A 20,103-nucleotide genomic window follows, 5' to 3' on the forward strand; every position below is an offset into this window, starting at 1 on the left:
GCCGACGCGGACCCCGATTTGGCAGTCGTTCGCCGACTCGGCTAAAGTTCTCATCCGTCACCCGGGAAAGCCGGGGGCGTGCGGACGTAGCGCAGCTGGTAGCGCATCACCTTGCCAAGGTGAGGGTCGCGGGTTCGAATCCCGTCGTCCGCTCGGAGCTGCCGCCACGCATGACGGGGGCAACCTCGGTGGGGTGGCCGAGAGGCGAGGCAACGGCCTGCAAAGCCGTGTACGCGGGTTCAAATCCCGTCCCCACCTCGGCAAGAAAGAGCACGGGCGATTGGCGCAGTGGGAGCGCGCTTCCTTGACACGGAAGAGGTCACTGGTTCAAACCCAGTATCGCCCACCAGTTGTACGACGTGAACGTCGAGGCCCGTCACCGGTTCCGGTGACGGGCCTCGACGCTGTTCCAGGAGAACCGGCTGGCCGCCCTCAGGAAGCAGACCCTACTCACCGGCACGGAGCACCTCGCTCAACCGGTCGCGTCGCCGCAGCGCCGACTCGACGGGTACGACGGTGGCGGCCGCCGCCAGCAGCGCCGCGCCCAGCAGGACGAGCAGCCACCACGGCAGGATCGCCGCCGGGTTGTCGGCCTGGCCGGTGAGCAGCCGCAGGTCGAGGGGGCCGAGCGTCACTCGGGCGAGCAGGGCCCCGAGCAGCGGACCGCACACCGCGACGACCACGACCGGCGGCAGCAGCTCTCCGGCGGCGACCCAGCGGGCGTCGCGTGGCCGCAGCCCGAGGGTCCGCAGCCGGGTCAGGGTCTGCCACCGTTCGGACGCCCCCGCGGCGGCGGCGAGCGCCAGGCCGAGGAGCCCCAGTGCCAGCAGCACTGCGGCGGCGGCCCACGCCAGCCGTAGGAGCCCCGCGGTCAGCGGAGCCGCTCGCTGCGTCCGCAGCACGTCGGCGCGCGACACGACGTCGGCGGAGACGCCGCTGTTCGACACCGCCCGCGCCGCGCCGGGACCGGTCACCCAGACCGTGTTCGGAACGGCGGCCAGGCCGGCGTCCGCGAGAGCGGCGGCGTCCACGATCACGACGTCGTCGACGCCGCCGACCGAGGGCGCGGTACCGACCACGGCGAGGTGGATGGCCGGGCCATCGTCCCGGGGTAGCTGCAACCGCGTACCGGCCGGCAGCTCGCCGTCGCTCGACCGGACCAGCGCGGGGACCTCTCCGGGACCGGGACCGGGCGTCGTGAGCCGGGCCAGCTCGGGCGCGTCGGGCAGCGGGGTGGTGGCCAACAGGCGCTGGAACGCTTCGGCGTCCACGATGACCAGGCGCGGGGTGAACGGTGTCGAGTCCGTGAAGACGCGCGCCGAGTCGGTGACCTGCGCGACGACGACCTGCCCCACCCCCGCGGCGGCGGCGATCCGTTCGGCGATGGCGGGCGTGGCGGCCTTGGCGTCCGCGGCGACGTCGAGGCGGGCGTCGGCGCCGACGGCGTTCCACGCGCCGTCGGCGAGACCCCGGGTGACGGTGGCGCCGAGGATGAGCGCGAACGAGGCGAGCGCCGTGGCGCTCACCAGTACCAGCAGCGGCAGCGCGCGCCCTGCCGTCGTGACCGCCCGGGCGGCACCGAAGACGGCCAGCGGGCGAGGCGAGCGCAGGGCCTGGCGCAGCGCGAACCGTGCGCCCAGCGGGAGTAGTCGGATCAGGACGAGCGCGCCGACGAGCGCGCCCAGAGCGACGGCGCTGACCGGCAGGATGACGTCGCTGGTCGGCGCACCGGTGTCGCCGTCGGCGGTGACGGGCAGGAGCCCGCGCTGGTGCAGAGTGACGAGCGCGGCGACCGCGGCGATCAGGACAGCGGCCTCCACGGCGGCGCGGCGTAGCTGCCCGGTGGCCCGCATCCAGCGCCGAGCGGCCGGGTTTGCGGGCTGACGCCGATCCTGGCTGGCCCGGCCGGCGGCGAGGGTACCGAACGCCGGCCCGGCGACGGCGCCGGCCAGGACCACCGGGATGGCCCAGCTCCACGAGACGCCCGGCGCTGCCACACGGGCGAGCGCGAGCCCGACCGCGGCGGCCGAGAGGGACACCACCGTGGACTCGATGGCCAGTTCCGTGCCGAGGTCGGATAGCGCCGCCCCCCGGTGCCGGGCGGCGCTCAGCGCCAGGGTTCGGCGGCGGACCAGCAGGTCGGCGGCGAGCAGCAGGACCAGGACCGTGGCGGTCAGCACACCCGTGAGCAGCACGGCCGCCTGCGCCCGTACGGCGCTGACCCGGGCGCGGGTCGCGCGCAGGGTGGCGTCGAGCTGCGATTCCCACTTCAGCGAGTCGTCGCGCGCGCCGGACGAGCCGGATGCCGCCTTGAGCGTGACCACCTGGTTGACCAGGCCCGCGCTGGTGGCCCAGGTGAGCGCGTCGGGATCGGGAACGAAGTGGACGGTGCGCCGCAGTTGGCCCTCGTCGACGGCGAGGCGGGCGTCCGGCAACGAGTCGCGCGACAGCAGACCGGCGAACCGGGTGATCCCCACGCCGTCGGCGCCGGGCACGGGGCGCAGGAGCGCCGGGGCGAGTCGCCACGCGGGATCGGCGGTGTCCGCGGGTCGGTAGATCCCGCTGATCCGCAGGTCCGCCTCGCGCCCCCGGCTGTCCTTTGCCCGGATCCGGTCGCCGGGGCCGAGGTCGAGCGCGGCGGCGTCCGCCTCGGAGAGACCGACCTGCACCGGCCAGGGTGGCCCCTTGTAGGGGACTTCGATGTACTCGTCCGGGACGGCGGCGAGGGGAGCGTTACCGGCGACCCAGGCCACCTCCGGGCCGTCGGTGTCGTCGGCCAGGTAGGTGAACTGGAAGGTCCGCGGCGTGGTGCCGTCGGTGATGTTCAGGACCGGGCCGTCGACGACGGCGACGGGCGGGAGCAGCGCGGCGTCGAGGTCGGGCCCGAGCGCGTACGTCGCCCGCACGCGGAAGTCGTCGACCGCCTTGGCGAGGTCGGCCATCCGCACGCGCCCGCCGGTCGGGCCGTCGTCGCGCTCCCAGTCGGCGTGTGCGAGGACGTCCGCGTCCTGACCGGCGTGGCGGACGGTGTCCTGGACGGTCCGGTCGGCGGCGGTCCGGAGCAGCACCGGTACGGCCCCGGCGAGCAGCGCGACGGCGGCGATGACGGCTGCGGAGAGCAGCAGCGGGCCGGCGTCGGCCCGGCCACGACCACGGACGCTGGGCCAGTGCGGCGCCGGGAACCGGCGGGTCAACTGCTTCACGGCGCCACCCGCAGGTGCGCGGCGTCGGCCCGGCGGACCTGGATGCCGACCACGATGGCGACCGCCAGCAGACACCCGGCCAGCAGTACGGCGAGCAGTGCGACCTCGGCCGGCCACGGCCAGTGTGGCTGGGCGGCCGGGACGGGCGCGGCACCGGTGTCGGAGCGGACGAGCAGGGGAGCGACGAGGCGGGTGGCGAGCGCGCCGACGGCCGCTCCCGCCGCGAGCAGTGGCAGCAGGACGCCGGCGTGCTGGCCGAGCAGCACGGCCCGGATACCGCGCCGGGACATCCCCAGGCCGCGTAACCGCGCCACCTCGACGGCGCGGAGCTGTAGGTCGCAGGTGACGTGCAGGACGACGCCAGCGAGCAGCAGCAGGGCCGCGGCCGGTACGACGAGCCGGAGCGCGCCGGGCAGTTCGGCGCGCAGCGGGCCGCCGATGAGGCGGGTGGTCTCCGCCTCGCGGGTCGTGACGGCGCCCAGGTGCAGGGCGGTGGCCCGCTCGGCGGCGTCGGGGCCGGCCGGGTGGCCGACCCACCAGGCGTCGACCGGGAAGGTGAGGTCACCGGCGACGACGCGCGCGCGGGACAGCGCGTCCAGGTCGGCCAGGACGGCGACGGCCCCGGGGGCGGCCGGTACGGCCGGCACGACCTCGGTGACGACGACCGGAACGGGTGTGGTGCCGACCGTGACGCTGAGCTTGCTGCCGGTGTGGACGTCGGCCTCGTCGGCGAAGCGGGCGGAGACGGCGACCGGCACGTCGCCGGGGGCCGGGAAGGCGGTGGCGACGAGGGTCCGGGCGGCGTCGTCGGCGCCGCCGAGTTCGACGGTCGCGGCCATCCGTAGCGCGGTTCCCGTGGGCGTGGGGGAGAGCCGGAGGTCAAGGTCGGTCAGCTTGCTCGGTACCGGAGGCGCGGACGTGGCGGTCCAGTCCGATCCGTCGGTGGCGGCCGCCGCTGGCACGGTCAGCGTGACGGCTACGGCCACGGGCCCGGCGGCTGCCATGGGTTCGTCGTCGGTGTCGGCGGTGACCGGTAGGGCGACCGCGACGAGGCGCAGCCCGTCGACCGGCGCGCAGGTGGGCAGCCGGATTTCGCGGCCGTCGAGCGGTACGGCGGGACCGGTGCAGGACGTGCGGAGGCCGGTGCCGTCCTGCAGCAGCAGCCGGGGGGTCACGGCGAGCGGGGTCTCGCCGGCCGCCGTTCCGCTCAGGACCAGCGGGGCGCCGGCCGGAACGTCGAGGCCGCCGACCCGGGTGCGGGGGGCCAGTGCGGCGCCCACGTGGGCCCATTCGCGGTCGCCGTCCAGCCGCCCGCGCAGCAGCGCGTCGGCGCGGGTGGTGTCCACGGCGACCAGGCGAGGTGCTTCGCCGGAGGTTCCGAGCCACTGACCGATGGCGGTACCGCGGTCGAGGACCGGACTCACCGCGCCCGCGGTGGCCGTGCTGACGATCGCGCCCTCGCCGGCCGAGGGCGACGTGCTGAGGGTGAGCGCCAGGTCGGTGCCGACCGAGAGCGCGGCCTGGTCGCGCTGCGACTGGTGCCAGGTGGTGTCGAAGGCCAGGCCGAAGGTTCCGGCGGCGCAGGCCAGCCCGACGAGCAGGCCGGCGGCGACCGCCTGGGGCCGGCGGGCGCTCTCGGCGACCGCCAGCGGGAGCGCCAGGCCGCGGGCGCGGTACGCCAGCCGGTCGGCGCCGCGCAGGGCGGGCAGCACCACCCGCAGCGCCAGGGCGGCGCCGGCGGTGAGCAGCAGCGCCGGAGCGAGCACCCGGACCGCGTCGGCGCGCGGGCTGGCGGCGGTGGGTTGCGCGTACAGCTGCCACCAGCCGACGGCGGCGAAGACCGCGAGCAGCACGTCCGCGCCGGAGCGGGCCAGCAGCTCGCGGCGGGTGCGCCGCTCGCCGGCCGCCGGGACGGGACGGATCGCCAGGACGGTGAGGACGACGGCGAGCACCAGCGCGCCCCCGGCGATGGCGAGGACCTGGACGCCGGTGATGGCCGGCCCGACGGTCAGGCCGGCGTCGTCCAGCGGCGGCAGGTGGGTCAGGCCGGCGTGCAGGGCCGAAGAGGCCGGTATCGCGAGCGCGATGGCGACGGCCGCGACGAGCCCGGCCTCGAGTGTCGCGGTGGCGGCGAGCTGACGACGGCTGGTGCCCAGTGCGGACCGCAGGGCGGTCTCGTCGGCGCGGATGCTGGCGGTGAGGCGTCCGGCGAGGACGAGCGCCGTCGCGGCCAGTACCCCGCCGAGGACGGCGATCGCGAGCACGACGGCGGCGGTGACGTGCCGTTGATCGTCGGCCGACCGCAGGGTCGCCGACAGGTCGGTGGCGACGCGGGCCAGCTGGACGCGGTCGCCGAGGGTGCGGGCCAACCGGCGGTCCGCGTCGCGGATGCCACCGGCCACGGTGTCCAGGTCTCGACGGTCGGCGTGGCTCAGGTCGGGATGGGCGGTGACCTCCAGACGATCGACGGTGGCACCGGTGGTGACCAGGTCGGCGAGGTCGACGAGGAACGGGCCGTAGGCGTTGACCGGTTGCAGGAAACGACCGTCCCGGTAGCCGGTGGCGGATCCGGCGGCGGCCAGCGGGTCGCGGTCCCAACCGCGCCCGGACAGCGGGCGTACGACGCCGACGACGGTCACGTCGATGGCCGCAACGGGTGGGTGGGCCAGCTCGGCGCCGAGGCGCACCCGGCTACCGGGGGTGAGGCCGAGCAGGTGGGCGGTCGACTCCAGGAGCACCGCGTCGCCGGGGCGCTGGGGCCAGCGTCCGGTGACCAGCTCGGCCCGGGCCGGCAGGTCGTCGAGCCCGGACAGGTAGGCCTGTGCGCCGACCGTGGTGCCCGGGGCGAGCGCGGGCGGTAGTGCCCGCAGCACCGTCGACGCCCGCGCGGCGGTGGTCACCGGGAACGGCGCGAGCGCGGAGGTCACCCCGGCGCGGGTGTCGGCGAGGACGGACGACGCGTCGGGGCCGTCGACGGTGCCGGTGTAGACGGTCGCGTCGACGGCGGCGGGATCGGCGCGGGCCAGGGCGACCTCCAGGGCCCGCTCGGCGGTGCGGGTGACCAGCAGCGTGCAGGTGCCCAGCAGGGTCGCGCCGATGGTGACGACCCCGAGGAGGGCCGCCAGCAACGGCCACTGCGCGCGGGCGCGTCGGCGGACGAGCCTCAGCATCGTCGTGTCACCTGGCGTCCCGCACCGGCTCGTACGCCTGCCCGGCCGGCTCTTCGTCGAGGTGCCCGTCGTGGATGCGGATCACCCGGTCGGCCAGGGCCATCATCACCGCGTCGTGCGTCGACACCAGAACGGTGACGCCCTCGGACTCCGCCACCCCGCGCAGCAGGGCCATCACCGCCAGGCCCGTCTCGGCGTCCAGTTGGCCGGTGGGCTCGTCGGCGAGCAGGAGCCGGGGCGAGGCGGCCAGCGCGCGGGCGATCGCCACCCGCTGCTGTTGGCCGCCGGACATCTCGGCCGGCCGTTGCTGGGCGTGGTCGGCCAGGCCGACCAGTTCCAGCAGCAACTCGACCCGCCGCTCGCGTTCGGGCGGGGCGACGCGGGCCAGCCGCAGCGGCGCGGCGACGTTCTCGGCGGCCGACAGGACCGGGATCAGCCCGAAGCTCTGGAAGACGTACGAGACCTTCTCGCGCCGCAGCCGGGACAGGCCGTCCTCGTCGAGCGCGGTGACGTCGGTGCCGTCGACGTGCACGGTGCCGGCGTCCGGACGGTCCAGGCCGCCGATCACGTTGAGCAGGGTGGTCTTGCCCGAGCCGGACCGTCCGACGAGGGCCACCATGGCACCTGCGGCCACCTCGAACGACACGCCGCGCAGGGCGTGCACGACGGTCGGCCCGGTGTGGAAGCTGCGGTGTACGTCCCGCACCCGCAGCAACGGCTCGCTCATTCGCCGCTGCGCGAGTCGGAGCGGATGGTGATGTGGTCGGGTTCCAGGGCCAGCCGGACCCGTCGCGTCAGCGCCAGCGCCTGGCGAAACTCGCGGGGCACCTGGACCCGTCCGGCACGGTCCATCACGGCGTACTCCTCGGCGATCATGTGCGTGTCACCCTCCGCGTCGGTGGTGGCGCGGCGCAGCACCTCGCTGCTGGTGCGACCGTCGCGGATCGCGACGGTTCGTTCGACCTGGCCGCTGACCGCCGGGTCGTGGGTGACCACGACGACGGTGACGCCGTAGCGCCGGTTGACGTCCCGCAGCACGCCGAAGACCTCGGCGGACGTGGCAGCGTCCAACTCGCCGGTCGGCTCGTCGGCGAGCAGGACCCGTGGCTGGTTGGCCAGGGCCACCGCGATCGCCACCCGCATCTGCTGTCCACCGGAGAGTTGGCCGGGGCGGCGGTCGGCGCAGTCGGCGACGCCGAGGCTGTCCAGCAGTTCGGCCGCGCGCTCCTGCCGCTCCTTCTTCGGGGTTCGGGCCGCCGTCATCGGCAGGTCCACCATCTCCCGCGCGGTCAGGTACGGGATCAGGTTGCTCGCCGTCTGCTGCCGGACGAACCCCACGGTGCGCCGCCGGTAGTCCACCCGGTCCGCGCGGGACATGGCCAGCAGGTTCCACGTGTCGACCCGGACCCGGCCGGCGGTGGGGGCGTCGATGCCGGCCAGGATGGACAGCAGTGTCGACTTGCCCGATCCGGAGGCGCCGACGACGGCGACCATCTCGCCGCTCTCCACGGCCAGGTCCAGTCCCTGAAGTGCCTGCACCTCGATCGAACCGGTCTGGTAGATCCGGACCAGGTTCTCGCAGACGATGAGCGCGTCCCGGCCGAACTCGGGTGCCCGCGCGGACGGCTGCGGCAGGGACAGCGGGGTGGTGGACATTCCCAGCAGTCTCGCAACCGGCGGCCTCGTTGACCATGCCTCTCGTGCGGTTATTTCGCGTTCGGCACGAGGATCTGTCGTCGAACGGTCAGAAGGTCAGCAGCCGGAACGCGCCCACCGGCCGGAAGCCGAGCCGGCGGTAGATTCCCTCGCCGACGGGAGACGAGGTGAGGGCTGCCGTACGGGCGCCCCGTTGCCGGGCCAGGTCGAGCGCGGCCCGGGTGATGGCCGCGCCGATGCCCTGCCGGCGCTGCTCGGGTTGCGTGCCCACGAAGTAGAGCGTGACCAGACCGTGGCTGAGCCAGGCGACAGCCGTGCCGACGATCCGGCCGTCGGTGCGGCGACCGGCCAACCGGATCACCGTGCCGTCGCCGCTGAACGCCTTCTCCCGTTCGATCGTCGCCGGGACACCCTCGGTGGGGATGCCGGACACCCGGGCGTAGGCCGCGACGAAGGCGTCGAGGTCGTCGGTCTCGGCGATGTGCAGGCCGGCGGGCGTCGGGGCCTCGGCCACCGTGTCGAGCGCCACCGCCATGATCGGCATGCGGGCGACCTCGGTCGCTCCGAGGGCGACCAGGCCGTCGGCGGTGCCGGCGTCGCTGTCCGGCCCGACCCACCAGATTCGGGGTACGCCCCGCAGGCGTCGCCGGGCCTCGACGAGCGCCTCGCCGGGCGTCGGCCCGGCCACCCGCAGTACGCCGTTGAGAGGGGCGTGCGGCACGTCACTGCGGTAGGTCGGCAGGTCCGGGCCGCCGCCGGTGCCGATGTTCCAACCGAGCAGGTACCACCGGTGGGCGGCCAGCACCGTGTCGAGGGACTCCATGAGCTGGATCGTAACGCGGGCAATTACCTGCTCTCACCAGGGGAAACGTGACGGGCCGGCATCCTCGCGGGGAGGTCGCCGGCCCGTTCACCCGAGCCCCTCACAGCGGCGGGGCGATGTCCCGCCGCTCCTCGACCCGGCGGTACTCGACGGGCTGCTCGGTGGTGGTCACGACCGCGCCGCGGCGGCGCTGGAAGATCAACGTCGTCATGATCAGACCGAGGACGCCGGCGCCCATCAGGATCCAGCCGACCACGTCGAGGTTGATGCCGCCGACGCTGGCGTCGAGGGCGAAGGTGAGAATCGCGCCGAGCGCGATCAGGAAGATGCTGGTGCCGATACCCACGACAGCCTCCTTAGGGGGTGTGGTGCGCTGTCGAGGTTCATCAGTACCCCGCTGTCGAGCAGCGCAATCGCGGTCGCCCGAGGGTGCCGCGCCGGCCGATCTTGGCATCGGGTAGAGTTTGCTCCGTTGCCGGCGGTAGCCGGGGACGTGCGGACGTAGCGCAGCTGGTAGCGCATCACCTTGCCAAGGTGAGGGTCGCGGGTTCGAATCCCGTCGTCCGCTCGCGATTCGCCTCGGCCGGCATGGTTGCCGGATCGGGCGGGCACCACGGGCGATTGGCGCAGTGGGAGCGCGCTTCCTTGACACGGAAGAGGTCACTGGTTCAAACCCAGTATCGCCCACCATTCATGAGCAGGTCACTTGGCCCGTTACCGGATCTCCGGTAACGGGCGTCTTGTTTCTGCTCCGCCTCAGCCCTTCTTCTCGATTTTCTCCGCCGCGTGGCGCAGTGCGCTGACGAGCTCGGGTATGTGCGCGTCGGGAAACCGGCCGGACATGCCGATCGCGGCGTACGGCGCCGAGCCGACGGTGACGGCGACGGTGCGTTCGGTCTTGCCGGTGCGCAGGGCGAAACCGGCTTCGCGGATCTCCGCGAGATCGGCGAGCACCTGCTCGACCGGGGTCTCGTTCGCGCTGGTCGCCCACATCTCGCGGACGTTCTCGTCGTCCTGGGAGGCCAGCAGTGCCATTCCGAGCCCGGATCGGGCGACCGGGAACAGGCCGATCCGGCCGAGGGCCGTGCTGGTGTCCATGCCCGGGTCGGCGTGGTACAGGTACGACATCTGGTCGCGCCAGAGCACACCCATGGCCACGGTGTGACCGTGGACGTGCAGCTCGCCGAGAGGCCCGAGCGCGCGGCGGATCAGGCCCGATCCGAAGAGGCTCTGCGCGGCCAGGGCATGGATTCCCGGGCCGGGGCGATAGCGACGCCGCTCGTCCTGTTCGATCAGCCGGATGTGCGCGAGGGTCTTGAGCAGCCGGTTCGCGCGTGAGGGTTCCAGCCCGAGCCGTCGTGCGACCTCGCGTGAGCCGAGGGACTCAGCGGAGCTGGCCAGCAACTGCAGGCAGTCGAGCCCATCCTGGAGCGACTTGTTCGGCTGAGACGGCAGCATGTTGCATTTATAGCATCAATCCATTGCGGAGCGCTACGGGCTCGTGTCGCTCGGGTTTCATCGACGTGTCTTGACGGTGCTATTACTGCACCATTACGCTCGCCGCACTTGACCAACGATCCCGCCCGGTCGCCGCAGTCACCCTGCTCCAGCAGGGGCGATGACTGCTGTCCTGGTCGGCTTCTGACATCACGGGGTGGGTCCGGCGGGTTGCCGCCATGGACGGAAAGGCGCCACATGCTGTGAACCGTGGCGAGCCGGTCGGCTCGCCACGCGCCCACGTCACGGGACGACGATGCGCCAGCGCGCGGACCGTGGCTGAGCCGAGAGGTGACGAACTTGATACGACCCTCGAACGTGCGCCGCCACAGGTGGCGGACGCACGTCGCGGCCGGACTGGCCGTTCTCATCGGTCTACCCATGATCGGCGTCGCGCCTCCCGCGTTCGCCGACACCGCCGCGGCCTCCGCGGTGCTCTCGTCCACTCCACAGTGGAACGGCATGGCCGGCAACCCCGGCGACGCCTCCGGCCAGATCTCCGCGGCGGCCACCGAACGGGGCGGCCGCCCCTGCTGGACCACCACGCAGACGCCGATCACCAATGACTTCCTGTATTTCCGGGTCGATGCCGCCCGGCAGCCCGCCACCACCGGGTACGCGTTCGTCAAGGTCAGCTACTTCGACGCCGGCCCCGGACACTTCACCATCCAGTACGACGGCACGGGGCAGAACCGGGCCGGCGACTCCGTTCCGCTGACCGGCGGGAACGTCTGGCGTTCCTACGTCTTCCAGTTGGCCGACGCCGAGTTCAAGGGCGACCTGCCGTCCGGCGCCGACTTCCGCATCGCCTCCTGGGACAGCCGGCTCGGGCGGTCGGCCACCGACCTGTGCGTCTCCGACGTCTCGGTCAGCTTCAGCAGTGCCGAGGCGGTGCGCATCACCGCGACGAACCTGGTCTTCAGCGGATCCGAGCCGCGGACCATCCCGGTGACCTCCAGCGCGGCCAGCGTGAGCTGGGCGGTCGCCGACGAGCAGGGGGTGCCGGCGGCCAGTGGCATGGCCGCGGTGTCCGGTGGCACGGCGACGGTCAACCTCGCCACGGTCAAGCCCGGCTACTACACCCTCGGCGTCACGGCCGAGGTGGGTGGACTCCCGGTCACCCGGTACACGCCGGTGGCGCTGCTGGACGCGCTTCCCGCCGACGCCCGGCGGCCCGGCGCGCCCTGGGGGGTCGGGACCCACTTCTCCCAGAGCGACCCGGCCAGTCTCATTCCCACCATGGCGAAGGTCGGTTACACCCACGTCCGTGACGCCCTGTCCTGGCAGCACGTGGAGAAGACCACCGGCACCTACACCATGCCCACCTACGGTGCCCCGTTCCTCAACGGGCTGGCCGCCAACGGCATGGAGCCGCTGCTGGTCGCGGCGTTCGCCAACCCGCTCTACGACGGTGGCAAGACGCCGAGCACGCCGGAGGGCCACGCCGCCTTCGCCGCCTACGCCTCGGCGATGCTCACCCTCTCCGGCACCAACAAGGTCGAGGTGTACAACGAGTTCGACGGCGGCTTCAACAACGGCCTGTGCGGTCGTACCCCGGAGTGCTACCTGCCTCTGTTGCAGGCGACCTACGCCAAGGTCAAGGCCGACCACCCGCAGGCCGAGGTCGTCGCGCCGGCCGGCGGCGGACCCGCGTGGTGGGAGGAGCTGTTCCAGATCGGCGGCCTGCGGTACATGGACCGCTTCAGCGCGCACCTCTACGGCTTCCCGGCGCCGCCGGAGGTCCGCGGCGTGACCATGATCCCGACGTTCAAGGACCTGATCCGCCGCTACAACAACGGTCGTGACATGCCGATCGACATCACCGAGAACGGATACCCGACCCACACCAGCGGCGGCGTCACCGAACTGCAGCAGGGCGACTACCTGGTCCGCACGGCGAGCCTGGCCGTGGCCAACGGGGCCAGCCGTTACTACTGGTACGACTTCCTCAACGACGGTACGACCGCGTCGAACCAGGAGTACAACTTCGGCGTGATGCGCCGTCCCGGATACCTCGGGATGAACGCCTACGCCCCGAAGCCGGCGCTGGTCACGCAGTCGGTCCTGATCCGGCAACTCGCCGGTCTGAACTTCCGTGCCGCCGACAACCTGGGCTCGGGTGTCTACTCGTACGAGTTCGCCGGCGGGGCCGGCAAGACGCCGGTCCGGGTGATGTGGGCGACCACACCGACCCAGGTGGAGCTGAGCACCACCACTCCCGTCACGGTCACCAACGCCTACGGCCGGTCGAACACCCTCGAACCCCTGCAGGGCAAGGTGACGCTGGACCTGACCGAGCACCCGGTCTTCACCAGGGGCAAGCCGACGGCCCTCGCGGTGAGCAACCCGGAGGTGTACTCCGTCTCGGTTCCGGACACGGTCGCCGTCGGCGACGACATCCCGGTGACGCTGAAGGTGGACCGGACCCACGGTGGCGGCGGCACGTGGACCAACTTCCACATCGAGGACAGCACCTACGCGGTGTACGCGCCGGCCGGGCAGGTGGGCACGAAGACCGTCACCGTTCCCGGTAGCACGGTGAAGGGCCCGCGAACAGTGCACGTGCGGGCCGGGTCCGGCGGATCGGCGTCGATGGTGCTGCGCGACGACGCGATGATCACCGACCCGGTCGTGGCGACCGTCGATCCGATCGTGACGTCCGTCGGGCCGCTCGGTGGGTCGCTGCGGGTGAAGATCACCAACAACAAGTCGGCGACGGCTCTGGACGTGGCACAGATCGCCTGGACGGTGGGGACGCAGAGCGGCACGGTGAGCGGCGTCGCTCCGGTACCGCCGAACTCCGTCACCTCGGTCGACATACCGGTCGCGGGGATCGTCCCGTGGAAGTCCTACGACATGTCGGTGCGCGTCGACACGGCCCAGTTGGGCGCGTTCCGGGCCGGTGGGACCGTCGGCTTCAACCCGATCGAGGCCGACGGACAGAACGCCGTCGTACCGGTGAATCTGGCGGCCGACGGCGCGGTCGACTACCGGCGCGTTCCCTACGGCGGCACGGCGGACCTGTCGGGCACCGTCAAGCTCACCCGCACCGCGGACGCCCTGTGGTTGACGGCCGACGTGACCGACAACGTCCACGCCCAGACGAAGACGGCCGGCAGCATGTGGGACGGCGACTCCATCCAACTGGCGGTCAGCCCCGACCTTCCGGGGCGGTCGACCGCCCGCGTCGAGATCGGCGCGGCGCTGCTGGGCACCGGTCCGGCCGTGTACACCTTCACGCCACCGGCCGGCGGAGTGGCCGGGGCGACGCCCGGCGCGACGGCGGCGATCGTCCGGAACGGGACCACCACCTCCTACCGCGTGTCGGTGCCCTGGTCGGCACTCGGGCTCAGCGGTCCGCCCACCGCACCGATCGCCCTGTCCTTCGTGGTCAACGATGACGACGACGGCATCGGCCGGGCCGGCTGGATCCAGTGGGGCGGCGGCATCGTCCTGGCCAAGAACACCGCGGAGTTCCGGCCGGTGCAGGTGATGACGCCATGAGCGGGCCCCGGCGGGTCCTGGTCACCGGTGCGGCCGGACGGTTGGGCCGCGCGGCCCTGACGCTCTTCGCCGACCGCCTCATCCCCACCACCGGTCTCGACCTGCACGACCCGGGCGACACCCGGGCGGGCCGGATGGTGACCGGATCCGCCGGGGACCCGATCGTGGTACGCGACGCCCTCGCGGAGGTCGACGCCGTCTTCCACTGCGCGGCCATCCCCGCGCCCACCCTCGGTACACCGCACGAGGTGTTCACCACCAACACCCAGGCGACGTTCACGGTGCTGGAGGAGGCGGCGCAACGGGGCGTCCGGCGGGCCGTGCTCGCCAGCAGCCTGTCGGTGACCGGCCTGCCCTGGTCGCCGTATCCGCAGACACCGGCCTACCTGCCCCTCGACGAGGATCTGCCGTTGCAGGTGGCCGACCCGTACGCGCTGTCGAAGCAGACCGACGAGGCGATCGGCGCCATGATGGCCCGCCGGCACGACATGACCGTCGTCGCACTGCGCCTGCCCCTGCTCGGGGGTCCCGGCGACCAGTTCGACACCTACGCCCGCTACTACGCCGAACACCCGGAGTGGGGGGCCAAGGAAATGTGGGCGTACCTGGACACCCGCGACGCCGCCCGCGCCGGCCTGTTGGCCCTCACCGCCCCTCTGACGGGATTCCATCCGATGTTCGTCGCCGCCCCGGACACCCTGAGCGCCACCGACACGGAGGCACTGCTTGACGAACACCTGCCGGGGGTGCCCCGGCGGACGCGACTGACCGGCCGGGGCGTCGCCATCGACACCGGTCGAGCGACGCGGCTGCTCGGCTTCACCCCCGAGCACCTCCATCCCTTGTCCCCACCCGGACAGCCACCATCGACACCTCAGGAAGTGACGTCATGACACGTACGATCAGCCGCCGACGCCTGCTCGCGGGCGCGGCCGGACTGGGCTCCGCCGCCCTCCTCGCGGCCTGCGGCAAGGACGATTCCGGTGCCGACGGCACGGTGACCCTCAACGTCTGGGGCGGCGTCCCTGCGGAGAACGGACCCGACGCCCTGTTCGCCGCGTTCACCGCAAAGCACCCGAACATCAAGGTCAAGTACACCCGTTTCGTCAACGACGATCAGGGCAACCTCAAGCTCGACACCGCGCTGCAGGGCGGTCTCGACATCGACGTGGTCGTCTCGTACGCGCGCTCGGCCCTGGCCAAGCGCGTGGAAGCGGGTCTGCTCACCGACCTCACCGACCGGCTCGCCGGTGACCCGGTGTTGAAGGTCTTCGCCCCCGGGGCGAATCCGGCCAGCAACTACTTCTTCGACGGCAAGGCGTACTCCGCTCCGGCCAGCCGCAGCGTGGAGACGGTGCTGGCGAACAAGAGCCTGCTCGACAAGGCCGGAGTGACCGTCCCGACGGACTGGACGACCGCCGACTTCCGCGCGATCGCGAAGCAGCTCTCCGGCAACGGCGTGTACGGGTGTCTCATCCCGCCGGACCTGGCCCGCCAGCAGCTCGGTCCGGACTTCACCTACAAGGCCGGCGGCCGCGAGTCCAACTTCGACCACCCGGCGTTCCGGGAGAACTTCCAACTGCGGTTGGACATGATGGCCGAGAAGTCCGCCGTTCCGATGACCGAGATCGTCGCCCAGAAGTGGGACGCGTTCGCCCAGACCCCGTTCCTCACGGGGAAGGTCGCGATGTGGATCTCTCAGCCGTTCGTCATGCGCTACATCAAGGACACCAAGGAGTATCCGCACGACTTCAAGACCGTGCTGCTGCCGATGCCGGCGCCGCAGAAGGGCGCGCAGTTCTGGAACACCGGCGCCTACGGCGACAACGTGGCGATCACCAAGAAGTCCAAGCACCAGGACGCCGCCTTCACGCTCCTGCAGTTCTGGCTCGGCGAAGGCGCGGCACACATGGTGCCCGGCGGCCGGCTCCCGTCGCTGCCCGGGGGCGACACCGCCAAACTGGCCGCCGATCTGGGCGGCCCCGACGCCGCGAAGCTGTTCGACGAGCAGTCGCTGGTCACCAACCTGCTGACCTCGGACGCGCGGATCCCCGTGGACGCCATCCAGACCGCGCACGCGGAGATCACCACGATCATGAACGGGCTCAACCAGCGGGTCCTGCTCGGGAACATCAGCATCGACCAGTGGGCCCGGACCGCCAAGGAACAGTGCGACGCCGCGATCAAGAAGGCGGCCTAGAGACACATGCAGACTCTGGTTGGGTCGGCCCGGTCACCGGTACCGCCCGTCGTACGGGAGCAGAAGCGCCGGCCCGCCGGGGTCCGTTCCTGGTTGCCGTGGTTGTTCATCGCTCCCAATCTCATCGGACTGATCGCCTTCACCCTCGGTCCGATGCTGGCCGGGCTGGGCATCGCGTTCACCCGCTGGAACGTGCTGTCCGGCCTGGGCGGGATCGAGTGGGTGGGCCTGGACAACTTCGCGGAGCTGTTCGCCGACCCCAAGTTCTGGAAGGCCCTGGGCCGCACGGTGTTCTTCGCCGGCCTCGGCGTTCCGCTGTCGATCGCCTTCGGCCTGCTGCTCGCGCTGGCCCTCAACCGGCCGCTGGTCGGCCGGGCCGCGCTGCGGGTCGTGTTCTTCGTACCCAGCATGGTCAACACGGTCGCCATCGGCATGGTCTGGCTGCTCGTGCTCAACCCCAGCGCCGGGCTGCTCAACCAGGCCCTGCGGTTCCTGGGTCTGTCCGAGCCGCCGACCTGGCTGGTGTCCGAGAACTGGGCTCTGCCGGCACTCGTGCTCATCCAGGTGTGGGCCGGCATGGGCTACCAAGCGGTGATCTACCTGGCCGCTCTACAGGAACTGCCCCAGGACCTGCACGAGGCGGCGATGATCGACGGCGCCGGCGCGTGGCGCCGGTTCCGCACCATCACCTGGCCGAGCCTCATGCCGACCACCGTCTTCCTGGCGATCACGTCGTTCATCGGCACGTCACAGGGGTTCGGGTTGATCGCCTTCCTGACCGGCGGCGGCCCAGGGGAGTCCACCACCGTGCTGGCCTACTACATGTACCAGTCCGGATTCCAGGCCTACAAGTTCGGCTACGCCGCGGCGATCGGCGTCGTCACGTTCGCTGCGGTACTGCTGCTGACGCTGGTGCTGTGGCGGTTCCAGAAGGGACGGGGGCTCTACACATGACCCGCAGCCGTACTGACCGGACCCTGCGCACCTGGTTGCTGAGCGTCCTCATGTGGGCGATCGCCGTGCTCTTCGCCCTCCCGCTGCTGTGGATGATCTCGGCTTCGCTCAAACGCAACATCGACGTGTTCACGCTTCCGGTGACGTGGATTCCCGACCCCGTTCGGTGGGTCAACTACGCGGACGTCTGGGCCGGCGACCCACCCCTGATGCGATACTTCGCCAACTCCCTGATCGTGGCGACCGTCGCCGTCGCCGGCGAGCTGTTCACGTCCTCCCTGGCCGGGTACGCCTTCGCCCGCATGCGGTTCAAGGGTCGCGACCGCCTGTTCCTGCTCTACATCGCGACCTCGATCGTGCCGACCCAGTTGCTGCTCGTGCCCCGGTTCATGTTCTTCCAGGCCGTCGGCCTGTACGACACCCTGTGGGCGCTGATCCTGCCGAGTATGTTCACCGTCTTCGGCACCTTCCTGATGCGCCAGCACTTCTCCGCGGTACCCGGGGAACTGGCCGAGGCCGCACGCATCGACGGTGCCGGCGAATGGTCGATCTACTGGCGCATCTACCTCCCGATGGCGAAGCCCGTCCTCGCGGCACTGGCGATCCTCGGCTTCGTCTGGTCGTGGAACAGCTACGAGACGCCGTTGATCATGCTCTCCACCGACGAGAACTACACGCTTCCCGTCGGCCTGACCCGGTTCGTCGACGGCGACGGCGGTCTCGCCGGTGGCCTGTCGATGGCCGCGGCCACCTCCTCGGTCGTACCGATGATCATCGTGTTCCTCGTGTTCCAGCGCCAGTTCCTGTCCGCACTGAGCCGCACGGGGCTCAAGTGACACCGACGGAGGCTCATCACCATGCGTGTTGAACACGCCGGACACGACATCACAGTGGTGGGCGGTGGTCTGGCGGGTGTGTGCGCGGCGATCGCCGCCGCCCGCCTCGGCCGGACGGTTGCGCTGATCAACAACCGGCCGGTGCTGGGGGGCAACTCCAGCAGCGAGGTGCGGGTCTGGGTGGTGGGCGCCACGAGCCACGGCGACAACCATTACGCCCGCGAAGGCGGGATCATGGGTGAGCTGTTCGTGGAGAACCAGTACCGCAACCCGCAGGGCAACCCGTACGTGTGGGACACGGTCGTGCTCGACGCCGTGCGGGCGGAACCGAACATCTCCCTGTACCTCAACACCGACGTCCGGGACGTCGAGGCGGACGGGCCGCCCGAGGCGCGTCAGATCCACTCCGTCACCGGATGGATGATGGGCTCGGAACGGCTCATCCACTTCTCGTCGCCGATCTTCCTCGACTGCACCGGCGACGGACTGGTCGGACACCTGGCCGGCGCCGAGTACCGCATCGGCCGCGAGGCCAGCGACCAGTACGGCGAACCCTGGGCGCCCGCCGAGGCCGACGACATCACCCTCGGCAGCACCCTGCTCTTCTACACCAAGGACGCCGGTGAGCCGGTCACCTACGTGCCGCCGTCGTTCGCCAAGGACATCACGCAGACCAGCATCCCGCAGCGACGCATCATCCGGGCCGGTGACAACGGCACCGCGTACTGGTGGATCGAGTACGGCGGGGAGTTGGACACCGTCCACGACAACGACGTCATCCGGGACGAACTGTGGTCGGTCATCTACGGCATCTGGGACCACATCAAGAACTCGGGCCGGTTCGACGCGGACACGATGACCCTGGAATGGGTCGGGGCCGTCCCCGGCAAGCGGGAGTACCGGAGGTTCATCGGCGACCACGTGCTGACCCAGAACGACATCATGGGCCAGCGGGATTTCCCCGACCAGATAGCCTTCGGCGGTTGGTCCATCGACATGCATCCCCCGCAGGGCATGTACGCGACGGAGGCCGCCTCCAAACACCTGCACCCGGACGGCGTCTACCCCATTCCCTACCGGTGCCTGTACTCGGTGAACACCACCAACCTGCTGTTCGCCGGGCGTAACGTCTCGGCCAGCCACATCGCGTTCGGGTCGACCCGGGTGATGGCCACCTGCGCGACGCTGGGCCAGGCGGCGGGAACCGCCGCCGCCCTGTGCCTCGACGCAAAGGTGGCCCCACGCGAACTCGACGCGGGCCACCTCCAGCAGACCCTGTTGCGCTCCGACGCGTCGCTCATCGGCGTGGCCGCGGCCGATCCCACCGATCAGGCCCGCTCGGCGCTGGTGACGGCGTCCTCGACGCTGGACGGGATCGAGGTGACCGAACCGGGTGAGAGGTGGCCGCTGACCGCCGACGCCGGCATCGTGCTGCCGGTCGACCCCGCCCTGGCGGGGCCGGAACTCCTCGTCGACGCGGCCGAGGCCACGACGCTCGTGGTGGACCTCTACGACACCGGCCTCGGACAGAACTACGTACCGGGAGCGCTGATCGACACCGTGCAGGTCCCGGTCGGAGTGGGCGTGCGGCAATGGGTCCGCCTCCCGCTGGCCTGGACGCCATCCACCGCGCGCAACGCCTTCCTGCGGGTACGGGCCAACCGCGCCGTGACCCTGCACGTGGCGGACACGACAGTCCCCGGCATCCTGTCCCTGTCGCACGTGCCGCCGACGGCGGGCCGCACGGAGCGGCAACCGGTGCTCGAATGGAAGAGCGCGGCCCTGCGCCGCCGGACCTTCTGCCTGCGCACCGGTCCGACGGCGGCCTACTCCGCCGACAAGGTGGTCGACGGGTACCTGCGCCCCTTCGCCGGACCGCACCTGTGGATGTCGCGGACCCTCGCCACGGACGGCGAGCCGTGGTTGCAACTGGCCTGGGCCGAGCCGGTGACGGTGAGCCGGGTCGAGATCATCGCCAACGACGACGTCAACGAGGACCTGATCAACCTGCCCCATCACCGGATGCCGTTCACGCTCATGCCGACGCTCGTGCGCGACTACCGGATCGAGGCCCGCGTCGCCGGGGCCGGCTGGCAACCGCTCGTGTCGGTGGCCGACAACCGCAAGCGGCACCGCACGCACCGCCTCGCGGACCCGATCGTGACCGACCGGATCAGGGTCGTCGTCACCGCTACCAACGGCACCGGTTCGGCCCAGTTGATCGCCGTACGGGCCTACGCCTGACGGCCCGCCGTCGCAG

13 protein-coding genes and 5 tRNA genes are annotated in these 20,103 nt (G+C 71.8%); 11 read left to right on the top strand and 7 right to left on the bottom strand.

What is annotated here, in order from left to right:
- The first annotated feature begins 80 nt into the window (after nt 1-80).
- From ACN269_RS28450 to ACN269_RS28460, 3 genes are all read left to right on the top strand, one after another.
- Nucleotides 81-153, top strand: a tRNA-Gly gene (locus tag ACN269_RS28450).
- Between the two features lie 34 nt (nt 154-187).
- Nucleotides 188-258, top strand: a tRNA-Cys gene (locus ACN269_RS28455).
- Between the two features lie 16 nt (nt 259-274).
- Nucleotides 275-349: transfer RNA gene (locus tag ACN269_RS28460), tRNA-Val, on the top strand.
- A 97-nt stretch (nt 350-446) separates the two neighbouring features.
- Here ACN269_RS28460 and ACN269_RS28465 read toward each other — a convergent pair.
- The 6 genes from ACN269_RS28465 to ACN269_RS28490 all read right to left on the bottom strand — a co-directional run bounded on the left by ACN269_RS28465 (nt 447) and on the right by ACN269_RS28490 (nt 9,198).
- The gene (locus ACN269_RS28465; protein ID WP_421475314.1) at nt 447-3,203 is read right to left on the bottom strand and encodes an FtsX-like permease family protein; all 2,757 of its coding nucleotides are present in this window, start codon (nt 3,201-3,203) and stop codon (nt 447-449) included.
- Nucleotides 3,200-6,373 (bottom strand): FtsX-like permease family protein, encoded by a 3,174-nt coding sequence (locus tag ACN269_RS28470; RefSeq protein ID WP_421475315.1) that lies wholly within the window; start codon nt 6,371-6,373, stop codon nt 3,200-3,202. The genes ACN269_RS28465 and ACN269_RS28470 overlap by 4 nt, the downstream gene beginning before the upstream one ends.
- A gap of 7 nt (nt 6,374-6,380) precedes the next feature.
- Entirely contained in the window at nt 6,381-7,100 is a 720-nt protein-coding gene (locus ACN269_RS28475) for an ABC transporter ATP-binding protein (protein WP_421475316.1), read from the bottom strand.
- The gene (locus tag ACN269_RS28480) at nt 7,097-8,029 is read right to left on the bottom strand and encodes an ABC transporter ATP-binding protein (protein ID WP_421475317.1); all 933 of its coding nucleotides are present in this window, start codon (nt 8,027-8,029) and stop codon (nt 7,097-7,099) included. Before ACN269_RS28480 ends, ACN269_RS28475 begins: the two co-directional genes overlap by 4 nt.
- An 88-nt stretch (nt 8,030-8,117) precedes the next feature.
- Complete coding sequence (locus tag ACN269_RS28485) at nt 8,118-8,852, bottom strand: GNAT family N-acetyltransferase (protein ID WP_421475318.1); 735 nt, start codon at nt 8,850-8,852, stop codon at nt 8,118-8,120.
- A gap of 100 nt (nt 8,853-8,952) precedes the next feature.
- Entirely contained in the window at nt 8,953-9,198 is a 246-nt protein-coding gene (locus ACN269_RS28490; protein WP_421475319.1) for a DUF6458 family protein, read from the bottom strand.
- Between the two features lie 149 nt (nt 9,199-9,347).
- Between ACN269_RS28490 and ACN269_RS28495 the strand changes: the two genes are divergently transcribed.
- Together ACN269_RS28495 and ACN269_RS28500 are read left to right on the top strand one after the other, a co-directional pair.
- Nucleotides 9,348-9,420: transfer RNA gene (locus ACN269_RS28495), tRNA-Gly, on the top strand.
- Nucleotides 9,421-9,467: 47 nt separating this feature from the next.
- A tRNA-Val gene (locus tag ACN269_RS28500) sits at nt 9,468-9,542 on the top strand.
- Nucleotides 9,543-9,608: 66 nt separating this feature from the next.
- Here the strand turns inward: ACN269_RS28500 and ACN269_RS28505 are convergent.
- Nucleotides 9,609-10,310, bottom strand: coding sequence for an IclR family transcriptional regulator (locus ACN269_RS28505; RefSeq protein ID WP_421475320.1), 702 nt, complete (start codon nt 10,308-10,310; stop codon nt 9,609-9,611).
- A gap of 357 nt (nt 10,311-10,667) precedes the next feature.
- Here ACN269_RS28505 and ACN269_RS28510 point away from each other — a divergent pair, with 357 nt between their 5' ends.
- From ACN269_RS28510 to ACN269_RS28535, 6 genes are read left to right on the top strand one after another with little or no spacing between them, the layout of a single operon-like run.
- A complete protein-coding gene (locus ACN269_RS28510) occupies nt 10,668-13,853 on the top strand; it encodes a sugar-binding protein (protein ID WP_421475321.1) in 3,186 nt (1,061 codons plus the stop codon).
- Nucleotides 13,850-14,746: an NAD-dependent epimerase/dehydratase family protein gene (locus tag ACN269_RS28515; RefSeq protein ID WP_421475322.1), complete on the top strand. Its 897-nt coding sequence runs from the start codon at nt 13,850-13,852 to the stop codon at nt 14,744-14,746. The genes ACN269_RS28510 and ACN269_RS28515 overlap by 4 nt, the downstream gene beginning before the upstream one ends.
- On the top strand, nt 14,743-16,053 hold the full coding sequence (locus tag ACN269_RS28520) for an ABC transporter substrate-binding protein (RefSeq protein WP_421475323.1): 1,311 nt from the start codon (nt 14,743-14,745) through the stop codon (nt 16,051-16,053). Before ACN269_RS28515 ends, ACN269_RS28520 begins: the two co-directional genes overlap by 4 nt.
- A gap of 6 nt (nt 16,054-16,059) precedes the next feature.
- The gene (locus ACN269_RS28525) at nt 16,060-17,007 is read left to right on the top strand and encodes a carbohydrate ABC transporter permease (protein ID WP_421475324.1); all 948 of its coding nucleotides are present in this window, start codon (nt 16,060-16,062) and stop codon (nt 17,005-17,007) included.
- Complete coding sequence (locus ACN269_RS28530; RefSeq protein ID WP_421475325.1) at nt 17,004-17,843, top strand: carbohydrate ABC transporter permease; 840 nt, start codon at nt 17,004-17,006, stop codon at nt 17,841-17,843. The genes ACN269_RS28525 and ACN269_RS28530 overlap by 4 nt, the downstream gene beginning before the upstream one ends.
- 21 nt (nt 17,844-17,864) lie before the next feature.
- On the top strand, nt 17,865-20,087 hold the full coding sequence (locus ACN269_RS28535) for an FAD-dependent oxidoreductase (protein ID WP_421475326.1): 2,223 nt from the start codon (nt 17,865-17,867) through the stop codon (nt 20,085-20,087).
- The last annotated feature ends 16 nt before the right edge of the window (nt 20,088-20,103 follow it).

It is taken from the genome of Micromonospora sp. WMMD736, assembly GCF_049179015.1.
In the GTDB taxonomy this organism is placed as follows: domain Bacteria; phylum Actinomycetota; class Actinomycetes; order Mycobacteriales; family Micromonosporaceae; genus Micromonospora.